The sequence below is a fragment of the Paenibacillus urinalis genome, from assembly GCF_028747985.1.
In the GTDB taxonomy this organism is placed as follows: Bacteria; Bacillota; Bacilli; order Paenibacillales; family Paenibacillaceae; genus Paenibacillus; species Paenibacillus urinalis.
Genome location: NZ_CP118109.1, coordinates 13572 through 27533 on the forward strand (window position 1 = coordinate 13572; position 13962 = coordinate 27533).

Here is a 13962-nt window from a genome sequence, read left to right on the forward strand (position 1 = left end):
TTGTAACGCATTACATTTTTATTATACTTGCTTTTATCTTACATATAAAGGACCATTTATATCTCTGGCAATGAAATTGTAGACTTCCGTGATAGGCTGACCTTCAAAAGATGTACCGATGCCGACTTTGGATAAGCCATTAAGCTGCACTCCGTTTACTGTCTCAACTGTCACATTTGCAGGAGTTCTAAAACTTCCTGCAGTTGTAAAGAACTGCGTCCCCGGATTTAGCGACTCACTGACTGCACCATAGTTGATCTTAATATCGAAGCCGTAAGGATCAGCAGGGAAAAACGTTGTATATGGATTCGTCAACCTAGATTCATCATCGGACGTTCCCCATAAAGCAGCTTCATATTCCTCAGCGATCTGCTCAAAGCTTTCCTTGCCATACATCGTTAGAATCTCATCCAACTTGTACTTTTTGAAATCTTCTTTCTTAATAACGCCTTCCTGCTGTGCCTGATTGACCGCATAATTAATTGCGGTTGCATTCTTCAGCACTTCTTTCAGATATCCTACGCCCTTGAAGTTGATGCTGAACTGTCCTTGAACCATTCTCTGTCCGCGGGCAACCGTATCCATCGTATAGGAATGATATCCGTAAACCGGCAGCACCTGCTCACTCAGTGCAAACTGAATGGATGTCGCTTCGTCTACCCAAATATCTCCGAAGAATAAATTAACGTCTGCTCCTGAAAAGTAATCTTCATTAAATATCTGATACTCGACTCGATTATCGGGGCGCTTATAAAGGTTCCCTTGAGGGGATGGTTTTCTCCTTGAGCTATAAATGGCCATTATTTAATCACCCTTCTCATTGGATCAATATCCAGAGCATAAAACTCATAGACGGATTCGGTGAGTAAGCTGTTAATACTTAATGACATACCTTCTGTATAAGTTGTAACACCATAAATCGTCAGTGCACTTTTTGCTCCAAACTCATTTGCCATTGAAATGGTGATATCAAACATAGGCATCTCATCCATAAGCATGTTGTATCCTAGCTTTTTCACTTCTTCCATTGCTTGAAGAACAATGCTTTCATCAAACATCGTAAAACTCATCACACCAGTGATCGTGCGCATCCCCCTAGTGAAACCTTTCATGGTGCTTCTTCCTAGTGCTCGAACCGGAAACTTCTCTCTGAATATAGAATATGAAATAGTGGATAATTCACCGAATACTTGCGGCCCTTTTCCGGGCATATTAATAGTGGCTACGATATCTGAACCGGCGTAACTGGTGAACGTATGCATGTAGCCATTGGTCGCTCTTTTCATGGTGGCACCTCTTTCCTATAAGTATGTAAAAAAGGGCAGCCCTTTTGGAGCTGCCCTTTGTCCATTAGAGTACCGTTCTGAACAAATCGCCTACAGTGGAAATCATACCGTCAGAGCCTTCATTGCGGAGGTTATCTTTCGGACGAACACCTTTCAGCTTGCGGGCCACGAACGTATACGCCTTAGCAGTAATAACATCATCTACAGAGAATCCAGAACCTTCATTCAAGACTTGAATACCATAGATCTCCATACCCATGCGTTGACCGTACTCATTGGCACCAGTGATTGTGATATTGAATGGCATCAATTGGTCAGCGTATTCTGGTACATAGAAGCCAGTTAGGTTAGAATCATCGAATGAGTTAGCCCCTGTCTTCGCATAACCAAGACGAGTCATTTCATCATCCCATGCACTAATGCCATAACCGCGTTCTGTGTTTTTCAGACCGAAGATCAAGTCATCATCCATGTTTGCTTTGTATTGCTGGAAGGTTTGCATTGCCGGTGCGCCGGAATACGTTTTTTCCATTTCGCTAAGCAGAGCATCACGGTCGAACTGAGTAAATACCAACGATCCGCTGATTCCGCGCTTACCACGGGAGAACGAGCGGGCATCTGGCGACCCCATCGTGTAGATCGGTGCGACCTCACGAGTAACGGAGTAAGTAATCGCCTGGAGTTCACCAATGAGTCGTCCATTGAATGTTGCGACGATATCTGAACCAGCGAAGGAGCTAAACGAGCGTGTATAGTTCTCCATGCTAGTGCCTGCGTTAATAGCCATTAAATTTCACTCCTTTATATTAGTTCTGGGGCAATTAAGCCCAAGAAGTATGGTTCGGCATGTTTTACTATACCGAACCTGATGATTATGAAGCTTTCAAAACTACAGAAGCATTGAACTTTCTCAGTTCGAACTGTGGAACGAGTTCCAGTGTAATGAATGCATTACCAAGGACTTGATCGGCAGCGCTGGAGAAGATAACGAAGTTAAAGCGTTGAAGAACTCCATTTTCTTTCAGTGCATCGAGTCCTGCCTGAATCTCAGCAGATAGTGCATTTCGCTGAGCCAGACCGTTTGGCAATCCGATATACGGTTCAGCCTTTCTGCGAACCAACTGTACCGACAGGTGAGTGATTCGGATTGTAGAAAGACGACCATAGTCAGAGTTTGGACGAGCAGCTGTTACACCGTCTTTTACTGAAACCGCGCGATTCGTGCCTGTAGTCGAGAAGGCTTTCGTATCGAACGTTACATAGCGTCCGCCAATCAGTTGGTCATGCTGCCCTTCGGAAAGACGATAGCGAAGACCGTATACAGAAGGCAATTGCTTGTTAGTCGTTGCAACTTCGGCATTCAGTGTAGTGATCAGGGAACCGTACACCAGAGCACCCGGCGCAACGTAGTTGCCAACTTGGTCGCTTGTAAGTCCTACTTCTGGTCCAAATACAACACTCACATATCGACCAACGTCAATGGTCTCACCTTTCTCGTTGAGCACATATTCATGCGTAGCTTCGTTAAACATGCTGTGCATGTTCACATAGTCCAAACGAATACCCGCATTTTCATATGTCTTCTTCCGCTCATCTGTGATCAGGGTTTCAACACCAGTAGCGATGTCTACATATTCTTGTACAGCCAGAAGAGTAGATTCGAGAGCAGGAGCCATACTAATAACACCGATGGTCTCATAAGTCTTCGCAGTAACAACCGCACAGTGCTGTGCCAGCTGTGTTGCAAAGTTCTTTTCAGGTGCCAGTGGATCGATAATACTGTTTGCATAAGCATCTACCAGTACGATAACGTCAACAGCATAGTTTTCCAGTCGATTGTAAATACCTTGGCTTGTCAGCTTGATATTTCCGAAACCGTCTGATTCATAAGTGCCGCCGAGCTTTTCATAAAGCTTAGCCATATCTGCTGGCTTCGTTGGATCAAAGAGTCCGTTCTGTCCGAGCCATGGGAAACGATCTGGAGAATCAATGGCTTGAGTTGGGTCCTCTTTAATTACACCTGGGCTTTCTTCACCGAGGTACATTGGAGCTGTTTCAAGCAATCCTTGAACTCTTACGCTACCAAACTCATTCGGGCAGAAGAGTCGAACAACGTTGTTGTTTGGATCAGTGTTGACATATTGAACCAGTTGGCGAAGCGTGCGTACTGCTGTTAGCGCCTTAGTTTTATATCTCAACGCATTATCCTGAGAAGTCAGCTTTTTCTCGGTCGGTTTGTGGAAGATAATAATCTTCTCTACGCCTGCTGGATCTTCTGGATCAACCTGAATTTCAACTCGAACACCTCGAAGAGTCGTTGGATCGTATTGATCTGTCAGGCTTCCGTAAACCTCACCATCGTATTTACCGTAAACGAACAACTTAGGATCACTTGCGGTATTGCTGGATGTTTTATATCCTGCATACAATTGAACGCCTACCGGAACAGCGCCTGCAAAAATAGTTACTTGTTTATCAGAGATATCCAAGCCATACCCTGCTGGATCAACAACAACCTTATTTTGACCTTCCATATAGAAGATAGAGAACTGGTCACTCATTGGAGTGTAGTTCAGGTTGTAGGGAGTATCCTGTCCAGGAACAGTTGCAGTCACTTCTGTTTTATTTGCAAAGGAAGAGTACCAAGCGTATTCAACAGTAACCGTTACGTTGCCTGTGATATCTGGATATACTCCTTTCGCTACTTCAGCATCATAAGCTGCTGTGAAGAAGATACCGCCGTCTTTGTAATCACTAGCAGATACCGCATCTGTAAGTGGGTTTGCTGCGTTAAATCCTTTACCTACACGGTAGATCAATTCTCCTGCAGGAGTCGTGGAAGAAATCGTTGCAACCACGCCAGTAGTATTGTCTTTTACAACAACAACTGGAACGTGTCCACTTTCAAGCTTGTCCGACCAGTTTCTACGGGAAGAATAGAAATAATGATTTTCCTGCACATCACGATTCAATGTGTAATCTGGATCGGTGTAATCAGGTATTCCGCCTTCGTCCGCTTTAGGAACCATAGTGTATACATAATTCTCGTAATCGAATGACATCTTAACTGTGTTGCCAGGACGCATTTTGTCTGCATAGAAGTATGCTTTTTCTTGGCCAGCGATAGAAGCATCGACATTACGAATTGCATTTGCAATTACCTTGGACACGCCAGTATCTTTATCAATCTCAGACACTGTGATCTCACCAACAAAACGTCCATTTTCAGGAATGCTCAGATTAGCAGAGAATGCGGTATTTCCTTTTGCATAATCAAGGAACTGCTCAGTAGCGCGGGCAAGGTCTTTCGCATTCAAGACTGTTTGAGCGGATTTACCGTCTACACGAATCAAGCGAATGTCATCGTTGCCAGCTAGAATAGATTCGTACATGCCTCGAACCAGAGAGGAACCATTCGGTTCTTTTGTAGTGCGATCAAGCATGCCACCAAATAGCTTGTCCACTTCTTTGATGCCGAGTTCACGGACAGATACTGGTTCACCAGTTGGACCATCCACTGCACTGCCGATAATCAGTTTGGACTGAGTAGTCGCAGTTTGCTGAGAGCTGCCGGTAAATAATTGACCGTCTTCATAGGTTACTTTAACACCAGGCAGATTTTCGTACTTTTCAGTAGTTGCCATTTTTATTCATCCTCCTTAAAGGGTTGCTGACTTGTTTTCTGAGCGTCAAGGTCATTTGTTCTGACCGCGATCTGCTCGATGCGATTAAGGAATTTTGGAGTTATCTTCTCAAATCGCATAATATATTGAATCGGACGTATGGGCACATTGACCCTTGTGTCCGAACTCACCTGATCTTCAAGCTGCTGTAAGAACGTTAGTTCATGAACACCGTTCTGTTTGAAATATCCTTTGTACATAAAGATAAAATCTTCTAGCTCTCCTGCTAATTCATCTGCTTCCTCAGCAGTCAGAGCATGCACATCGAACTGAATAGTGAATAGAAACATTTGGCCCCATAGCTCCACTATTTCACCCGGAACATATGGATGATGAATTTGTGCTCGTAGACGAGGCTTCCGATCTTTGTAGTCAGGGTCGATTACTCGGCCGATCAGCCGAAATGTAATGAGAGGAACTTCAGCCTCGTCTTTCACTGGAAAGTGTCTTTTAATTGACCCTTTCTTCTCCGCCCTTTTCCAGAGCTTATTCATTTCATCAATGAATCCTAGAAAGGTAATGGGTTTATCTGCACGGAGACGATTATCCAAGTACGGATCTTTCGTTGGATCATAGCCAGTTGGGTAATTCAGATTCATGTTCTCACCCTTACTTGAGAAGTCTGTGTCATTGCATAGACTGAGAAAATAGGAACGATCTCGATTTCAATGTTGATGACTCCCCTCAGTCTATCCGGTTCCAGTGTGTAATCGTATCTCTTGATTCGCTGAGCATCCATATGGCTTTCTGCAATCGATTGAATGATTGCTTCGGCTTCGGAAATGATGTACTCAATACCGATCCTCCCTACGTATTCTTGAAGATGATCAGCAATTTCTTGAATAAGAAACTGCGCAATGCGTAGATTAGAAATATGCTTGCTTGCACTGCTGGATGTAGCGACTGCACAACTTGAGGAGGAACAGACGACTCCTTTTTTTAAGCTATCTTTAAAACAGACGATTCCAGCAGCACTTAGCTCCTGCATATCCTCTTTTGATAGCTCCTGCTTTAATTCCACATTTAGTGTCTTATTAACAGGGCTCTTTTCTGGATTCAATGAAGCTACAAGCCCGGCGTATACCGCTGCCGCATGATGATCTTTCATTTGATCAAACACGACTGAAAAGTATTTGCCAAGCTCCTCATCACCGTTCTCAGTTGTCTGCGTAAGAGACTTAATATCTGAATAGATGGCTCGGATGCTTTCCATTGAATCCAAGTCTTTAACGTCGAAGAATCCATGTATTAGCTGACCTTGATACTCTTTATCCTGGGCAAATTGGATGAATTTTTGGATGGCCTCCGGATGAGTATTGAAGTATACTCCGTCGATGTATATGAGATCGAATGGGAATTTAAGGAGTGCACTAAGCGATGTTTGTAACGCATTACGTTCAACTCTCATTAAATAGGCTCCCACTTGACCACCTAGATATAAATCTTTGAAGCGCTCTATTAATGGTCCTTCGCCAAAGACTTTCTCTGCTAAAGTTACACTGGTGATTGCAATAGGATCATAAAGTGATCCTTTGGTAGATTCCCCAAGAACGATGATTCGTTTACCTATCGCCAGGTTTACACTGGAATAGATATGAGGAAGTTGAAAATAATCAATATTTGGTGAGGGCTGCATTGTCTCCCGCCTCCCCCATTGAATGCTTCAGATAAGTCACCCAGAACTCCACTCGACCGCCTTTGCCGTAAAGTGGCTCAGCTACACTTATACTGTGCTTTTGCATAATGCGAACCGGCATGCCCTTGTCCCATTGGACTTCGAGAATAAGATCATTCTCTTTCGGATTAATATCGTGTTCTAAGTAGTAGACATACTGCTTAGGAACCATGCTACCAAATGCAGCGGATCTATTCGTATTTGGCAGTGACTCCGGAAAAGAACTAAGTGTTCTTCTGGTTCTCACTTTCTCCATTGATACGACATAGGAAGTCCCGAAGCATTTAGGACAATTGCTGGTTGGCTCACCGCTTCGTTCAGAATAGCAAGCGCATCGGAATCGTGGATCACGACGAACATAAACGACATTGTGAGCATATTCATCGAAAAATTTCGCTAAATCTTCTCTAAGGTCTCTCATTATTCAAGACCTCTGTCGTCTGGTGTCGCGCCGTTATTTACTTTCATCGAAGCGCTAACTGGCGTTGCGTATCCGCGCTTATTACGTCCCATCATAGCGTCCATCCAGAACTTATGATCTCCAGACAAGGTTTCAAGTGTCTGCTTGATCAGGTTGATCGGAACAGTTGCACTTGAGTTGCCGCTTGAAGTAGTAGAAGAAGATCCTCCCGGAACAATTCGGAAATCGCCCAGCTGAACCTCGTCTCCCCCATTAACACTAATGGTTTCATTTGGGTTCCCGATGTTTTGCTGATCCATGACAGTAACAAGCAAAGAGGATAATAGATTAATCGCTGCTTCATATACGACAAACTTCTGAGTAGGGTAATAAGAAGTATCACGCTCTTCTAGTAAGTCATATCTATTGTTGTTCGCATCGATAATCATATCTTGAAGCTGATGAGCTTTTTGGCCGGCATCTCGCAGGGCAACGTATAATTCGTATACGGTGAAATAACTCATCAACTGACGAAGCAATGGTCTTAGCTCTACCGGCTTAGCATACAATGGGCTGAACTCTGTACTGATTACGGAGACACTAGGCTCTTCTAAAGCGTCACCATCTGCATTCTTAACCCCGTCCACCACAACAGTGTAGTTGTGATTCAGGAGTATAGAATCTACTGGTTTAACTACAAGCTTTCGAATCCCTCGACCCGCCGATTTCGCATCTTCAAGCGTAATCTCCGTTCCGTCATCCAGAATGACAAAGAAATTTACATTCATTCCGAACATACTAGGAGGAATATAGTCTTTGTATCCAATGTCCATCATTTCACCACCTTTTCTAAAGTTCGCAGCAGCGTCCCGTTCGGATGTATAAATTCGAACTGATAGGACCCCGGATACAATGATGTATGCCAGTGACCTTGCGCATCTGTCGATATCGTATCGATCAGCGTCTTTTTATCCTGACTCCATATGCGAACGACTGCGAGCTTCACAGGCCCGCCCGCCATTACGACCGTTGTCGGAAGTCCTGAAGGAGTAAGAATAGTAAGATCAGATACTGCTACTTTTTGGGTAGGTGTAGACGATGAATCATTACTGGAGCCAATGACTCTAAATCGCTCTAAGACTGTATATAATTCTCCATCAATTGTTGCTTCGTAAGTGATTACATAATGCCCGGTATTAAAGCTTTCAGGCACAGTAAAACTCTTCATATATAAGCCATTTTTTGCTTCTTCAAGTGTAACATGGGCCACTTGAGTAAGACCATTTGAGCTATAATACTCAACGATTGCAGTGGGAAAGAAATCGGCAGGAATGGGCATGCTTTCTTCATCATAGGTCAATAATTCTAAGATAATCTCTTGGTTCTTCGCATATTCTCCAATGTGCTTCATGGCGATGCCTTCCTTCACTCATTTTTATGTATATCCCCTCATAATCGAGGGGAAATTGTGCTACTCTACGTTGTTGACTTGATACTTGATTGTTACCAAGTCGCCTGTAATAAGAGTCGTTCCGTCGCCAACATCGAAGTTGATCGACAAGCCGCCAGCAACTTCTGCATAGTTGAGCCCTTCATGCTGCAAGCCACCGTTGATATAAACGTCAAGCGTCATGTCTCCGACTTGATAAGGAGGCAGATCCTCTACGTTGAAGTCAGCAAGCTGTACAACAGATTCTCCGCCGTTTGCGACATAAACTGCTTTAGGGTGACGGTGAATATCTTTACCTGCCTTAAGCGTTCCATCTTCATTCAGAGCGCGATCCAGGCGAGCATCGATGGTTTCTGCGGTACCGCGTGCTGCTGTGACTTCTGTTTCCAGATCAGTCGCACGCCCAGCGAGTGCTTCTTCGGCCGCCTCAGCTCTTTCCTTCTCATCTGCTACTTGCTTAGCAAGAGCAGCAGCGTCAGCTTCAAGACGATCATTCAGTGCCTCATGTTCGCCAGTAAGCGTGGATACCCGAGCAGCATCTACTTCAACTTGAGTTGTAGTTCCGCCGTTTGAGATTCCAGTAAGAGCCTCAAAGATTTCAGCTAGTACTGCTTCAACCGTAGCGCCTGCGAAGTGTCCAGCTTCATCCTGTACGCCAATGGTGCTTGCACCTTTGCCAGCTTCATTACTTGCGAAGTCAGTACGAATTGCCTGATCAGCAGCAATACGAGCTTGAATCTCATCTGCGATTTGCTGAACAATTGCTTTAGGCAAGTTGCCGTTACCATCGCGATCCAGAGAGAACCCTGCGCCGTAAAGGTCTTGTGCCAGCTGGTTGATGTTCAGGTGAGCTGTTGCATCAGCCGTACCTTCAGCAAACTTCTCGTTCGCTGCGAACATCTCCGAAACCGTCTGAAGGTTGAAGCGTTTCAGGTATTGCCAGTCGATCTTCTGTCCTTCAGGCATTGTGAATGGAACTTCACCTGCGCCGTCAGGAGAGTAGAATTTCAGAACGAAGACGCCGCCTTCGAAAGTCATTCGACCGAATACTTCTTGGTCTTTATCATCCAGAACCGGTTCGCCGGTTACAACGTCACGGAGGATTACTTTATTCTTTGGCGCATCAACGATAACGCCTTCACCGGAAAGTGGGTCAGACAACACGTTTGGCACGGTTGCCGGAATGATTTCAGAGACATCCAGATTGGCTACGCCGGATACATCTGTCGCAATGACTTGAATGTAGTCGGCAACTTTCTTGCCTTCTAGTGCCGTCTGATAATGCTCTTCCCAGTTAACCGCCAGTTTCGACTCAGCAATGGCTGCATCATCGGCAATATGGCTGTTTTTCAATACGGCATCTCTAATTTGTTCACCACGAAAACGAGTAATTGCCATGTGTGTTTCACTCCTTAAAGGATTAATATATAGTCACAAATCACAGCATCCTCTGATTCCAATGGAAAGTTAAACCTGAACTTCTGACTACTCAGCTCTATATAATCGTTGTCTTCGCCCTCATGCATTCTCATGCCGTTTAGACTGACGAATAGTGTCCCTGAGACAAAAGCATTCTTTGTGAGAAAGGTCTGGCTGTCCACGGAATCCGGAATAGGTGATTCATTTCTAACTGATGTCATTTGGTTCGTCACCCGAACCGGCATTGCATTTCCGCCCTTCTTTCTGATCTCAGCCATCTCACTCAACCTCTCTTAGTTTTTTTCAGAAACGACATAGACCGTTTCTTCATCAATACTCTTCGGATCAACCTCTTGGCTAAACTCAATGATGATGCTAGATAAGTCTGTGACCATCAAGGAGCCGTTCTTTGGCTTAACTGAGCTTACGGCCAATACTGGCGCTATCTCTTCAAGCTGAGCTGCGAAGTAATCTCTTAGGGTATCGATCTCAGATGCTGGCGTGGTTTCCCTGCCCACGAGTACATCCTGTTTTACAGCGTTGGCAATTCTGAACTCTATTGCATCCTCAGCTTGCAGCGGCTCTACAAACATCATGAAATATTTATCTACTTCACGATAGTCTCCATCCGTCACTGTTGGTCCTGAGCAAGGCTGCAATTTCATACCATTCAAGTAGACACTTAACTGCCCGATGCCTGGCGTGTATGGCTTATCCATGCGGAATAGCACTTCCCCACCCTCAGCCTGTAGCGTTTTAACATGGTCAATGTTAACCGTCTCTTTTTCAGGAGGAGGCTCGGTCTCATCAATTCCATCATAGTGATAACGAATCGGATTCGAATAAGCACTTTTCACTCCTTGAATATTGACCGCTCTAATTCGGGCATAGTAGGTAACCCCTTTTTGGTAATCAATATCAGGCACCACCTGTGTATCAAAGATCAAACCCGTATTCTGGTGTGGCCAAACCAATACATCGAATGTATTGCTCTTGGATATCTCCAGCTCGTAGTGATCTGCTCTGTCTACCGGCAGCCAGGTGAATTTAACATCACCTGTGATTTCGGATAGATCTGTAGGCGATGTGATTAGAGGACGTGCCATTCGAGTCTCATTACCGGTTACAAATTCAAACTTGTAACTTTGTAGAAGCGGACGCTCGGTAATATCCCGAATGCCACCTTCTCCCCCGCCAACCAGCTCCACTTGATAATGCGTTAGTGGTTCGAGTCTTCTGGCTGGCAGGATTTTAAGTAGCTTGTCTTTATATGCAACGCTGATCTCTTCGCCCTTCTGTGTCTTCAGGTTTAAGAGCATGACGTTATTTGTATTAATGGATTCTTTAAAGATATCGAATAGAAAAGTGACCTCAATATCGCTATCGAGATCAACTTTCTGACTTAGATGCACCGGAAACGTTCGAAGGACCAGACTCATGATGTCGTCACCTGCAATTTATAATCTACAAGGATTGTGGAGTTTTTAGGCGGCGGCTCAGTGAAGGTAATCTCCTTGCCGTTAACAACATAGTCGTAATCCGCTCCGCGTCTAAGTCTCATCCCATTCCGAAAGACCTTGTAAGAGTTCTTAATAGGGTTATTCGCTAAAACGAATATCTTATTAACTCCATCTACTGCGCCAAAGGGCTGTTCGCCATCCACGTCGTTTTCGCCGCTGAAATCCGGCATTGTTCCGACCTTCATGCGATACTTAGGATGAGTAGGGTGCTTGGTTACATGAGCCATGTTCTTTCCTCCTTTACTTCCACATTAGACAGTAATCATATACAGCTGGTCTTACTGTTCCGGTGTATTTGCAGTCAATTCGAATTTGTACAAACTTCGTGGGCGTACTCAGGTAAACAGCAACATCTGTTGTCATCTTCTGCCACGGTGAACTTGTATTCACACGATAGTAGTAATCGACAGATGCACCATTCGCTACGTCCACCTCTTGATTCGCAAGCAAATATAACTCATCTGTTGTTGCTGGTAGCTCATGGAGCACAGAGATCCATGAGTCTGCTTTAATGGAGTTCGTTAGAGTATCCAGAATTGCAGTACTCGATGGATCTTTGTACACCTCATCCACAAACGGCTCTGCAAAGTAGAGCTTATATGGAGAGCACAGCAACAGCATGTCATATCGCTCGTACATGGTTTTCAGCTTAATCGCTTCCGAAATGTTTTTCTGCATCGTATTCAAGTGAAAGTCGTGCAGTACTTGTCCATCCAGAAAGGCGATCCGCTTCATGTAGTTAGGTGTAGCCATGCTGTCACCGTCCTATTTTAGATTGTCATTGACCAGGTTACTCTCATGCCTGTGCTTGCGTCTTTAGTAACAGGACCGATACCGGAGATATTAGACATCTTTCCTTCTTCCTGCTCAGCAAACATACCTACTTGATAGATTACGTGTGTAGTTTCGCTGTACTGGTACACTACATTCACGCTGTCTGTATCTTGAAGAGAGACTTTGAACGTAATTTGTTTCCCGTCAGCGGACACATCATAACCAGTGCCTTCAACCTGAGCCACACCGTTCAGCGTTACGGCAAGGATGAATTTACCCTCAGAATCTTTAGTAGCAGCCTTATTGAGAGTGTAAGTCGTTACAGCAGAAGATACGTTCAGTGTTTCTGTTTTCTCCACGTTCATTGGGCCTGGAACTCCTTTAGGGAAGTCAGCTACAAATTGAACGGTAGTACCACTGTTTACTCGATATTCGAATGTCAACAGTCCTGGAGTTTCTACGACTGGAGGCTTCTTCGAAGGATCAAGAGCATCTACTCCTTGCGGTGCGAGACTGAATTGGATAATGCCTTTGCCAGAGTTAACGATCCATACATCGCCTTTGCCGATGCTAAGGCCTTTGTCTACGATCTTGTACTCTTTAACGGTGTTATCCAATGCTTGATGCTTAACGGATACAAGTTCCATGATTGGTGCGTCTGCCATTTCAAAAGTCAGATGGCTATTGTCCAGCTGATCTTGGAAACGAACGATCACCTTCACTCCCTCCGCTGGCGCTTCAGCAAACACGACATTCGATCCTTCCAATGTAACTGTTACGTCTGTTGCATCAGTTTCCAGTTTAGCGCTTAGAATTTTAAGCACTTTATTTTCTGGATTCAGCGGGAACGATGTTGCTGCTCCGTCACCCGTTACCGTAATGACTTTCTCAGAGAAAGTAATCGGCTTGGTCGGGAAGACTTCCACTTCCGGATCGCCCATGCTAATTAGCGAAGGATACTGAATCAACTGACGAGCTCCAGCGTATTCTCCATCCATTTTGATTCGAAGCTTATCAGATTCAGCGAACTCAACCGGCTTATTTTCTGGATGCCCTTCTGGCTTTCCGCCGAGCCCCATAAAGCCCAAGGAGTAGAACAGCTTGAATTGATAATCTGCTTTGACGTTCGTCTTAGCTGCAGCAAAGTAAACCTTACCAAGCTTGTAGTCGATACCGTACTGCTTGTTCTCTTCCGAAGGAACATCTGCAAGCGTATATGCTTCTCCGCCCACAGTAATTGTCTCTGAACCCGCTACGACCTCAGCATATTCGGAAGCTACTTTCCGGAACTTCACTGTAACTGTATTTTTAGGTGCAACCGCAAATTTCAATGTTGCAGCGTCAGGGTCTTTAATCGATACGTCTTTATTTAACACAAGGGCTTGGCCATCAGCCTCTACAGAAATGACACTCAAGAGCCGTGTGATATCCGGAATAACAAGATCTGTGCTTGTATTAGCGGAACCTACATCAGTCGTGTAGGTTCCTTCGGATTCACAGGCAATTGAGAGATCAAATTCGTAAACGCCTTTTGCATTTGGTGCAAGCGCCGTTTCACCCTTGTCTGTTTGCTTCGCACGAGTCTTGCCAGCCGGATCAGCCATCATTTGTGCAATGATGTTATTCAGGCTATGAACGGCAATGTTTTTCTTCTCTTTTGTGAAGAAAACACCCTCATGATCGTTATACATTTCAAGTTTAACGCGGCCCTTAGCGTTTAGGTTAGTTTCATCTCTAAACATTGTCTGTTATCCC

Annotated in this window: 15 protein-coding genes; all 15 read right to left on the reverse strand. The window is 44.5% G+C overall.

Annotated features, from left to right (window positions below; translation table 11 throughout):
- Positions 1-33: 33 nt before the first annotated feature.
- The gene (locus PUW25_RS25285) at positions 34-801 is read right to left on the reverse strand and encodes a hypothetical protein (protein ID WP_274338717.1); all 768 of its coding nucleotides are present in this window, start codon (positions 799-801) and stop codon (positions 34-36) included.
- Positions 801-1286: a virion structural protein gene (locus tag PUW25_RS25290; RefSeq protein ID WP_274338718.1), complete on the reverse strand. Its 486-nt coding sequence runs from the start codon at positions 1284-1286 to the stop codon at positions 801-803. The genes PUW25_RS25285 and PUW25_RS25290 overlap by 1 nt, the downstream gene beginning before the upstream one ends.
- Positions 1287-1350: 64 nt before the next feature.
- Positions 1351-2073: a hypothetical protein gene (locus PUW25_RS25295; RefSeq protein WP_274338719.1), complete on the reverse strand. Its 723-nt coding sequence runs from the start codon at positions 2071-2073 to the stop codon at positions 1351-1353.
- Positions 2074-2158: 85 nt separating this feature from the next.
- Positions 2159-4930 (reverse strand): hypothetical protein, encoded by a 2772-nt coding sequence (locus PUW25_RS25300; protein ID WP_274338720.1) that lies wholly within the window; start codon positions 4928-4930, stop codon positions 2159-2161.
- Positions 4931-4932: 2 nt separating this feature from the next.
- Positions 4933-5568: a hypothetical protein gene (locus tag PUW25_RS25305; protein ID WP_274338721.1), complete on the reverse strand. Its 636-nt coding sequence runs from the start codon at positions 5566-5568 to the stop codon at positions 4933-4935.
- Positions 5565-6605, reverse strand: a complete 1041-nt coding sequence (locus PUW25_RS25310) for a hypothetical protein (RefSeq protein WP_274338722.1) — start codon at positions 6603-6605, stop codon at positions 5565-5567. Before PUW25_RS25310 ends, PUW25_RS25305 begins: the two co-directional genes overlap by 4 nt.
- Positions 6583-7065, reverse strand: coding sequence for a hypothetical protein (locus PUW25_RS25315; protein WP_274338723.1), 483 nt, complete (start codon positions 7063-7065; stop codon positions 6583-6585). The genes PUW25_RS25310 and PUW25_RS25315 overlap by 23 nt, the downstream gene beginning before the upstream one ends.
- Positions 7065-7880, reverse strand: a complete 816-nt coding sequence (locus PUW25_RS25320) for a hypothetical protein (protein ID WP_152557796.1) — start codon at positions 7878-7880, stop codon at positions 7065-7067. The genes PUW25_RS25315 and PUW25_RS25320 overlap by 1 nt, the downstream gene beginning before the upstream one ends.
- Positions 7877-8455 carry a hypothetical protein gene (locus PUW25_RS25325; protein WP_274338724.1) on the reverse strand — a complete coding sequence of 193 codons (579 nt, stop codon included), beginning with the start codon at positions 8453-8455 and terminating at the stop codon, positions 7877-7879. The genes PUW25_RS25320 and PUW25_RS25325 overlap by 4 nt, the downstream gene beginning before the upstream one ends.
- Positions 8456-8515: 60 nt before the next feature.
- On the reverse strand, positions 8516-9892 hold the full coding sequence (locus PUW25_RS25330) for a hypothetical protein (RefSeq protein WP_047913091.1): 1377 nt from the start codon (positions 9890-9892) through the stop codon (positions 8516-8518).
- 14 nt (positions 9893-9906) lie between these two features.
- On the reverse strand, positions 9907-10191 hold the full coding sequence (locus PUW25_RS25335; RefSeq protein ID WP_047913090.1) for a hypothetical protein: 285 nt from the start codon (positions 10189-10191) through the stop codon (positions 9907-9909).
- A 15-nt stretch (positions 10192-10206) separates the two neighbouring features.
- A complete protein-coding gene (locus tag PUW25_RS25340; protein ID WP_274338725.1) occupies positions 10207-11352 on the reverse strand; it encodes an Ig-like domain-containing domain in 1146 nt (381 codons plus the stop codon).
- A complete protein-coding gene (locus PUW25_RS25345; RefSeq protein WP_274338726.1) occupies positions 11349-11660 on the reverse strand; it encodes a hypothetical protein in 312 nt (103 codons plus the stop codon). Before PUW25_RS25345 ends, PUW25_RS25340 begins: the two co-directional genes overlap by 4 nt.
- A gap of 13 nt (positions 11661-11673) precedes the next feature.
- On the reverse strand, positions 11674-12186 hold the full coding sequence (locus PUW25_RS25350) for a hypothetical protein (RefSeq protein WP_047913088.1): 513 nt from the start codon (positions 12184-12186) through the stop codon (positions 11674-11676).
- A 17-nt stretch (positions 12187-12203) separates the two neighbouring features.
- Positions 12204-13949: a hypothetical protein gene (locus tag PUW25_RS25355; RefSeq protein WP_274338727.1), complete on the reverse strand. Its 1746-nt coding sequence runs from the start codon at positions 13947-13949 to the stop codon at positions 12204-12206.
- Positions 13950-13962: the final 13 nt, after the last annotated feature.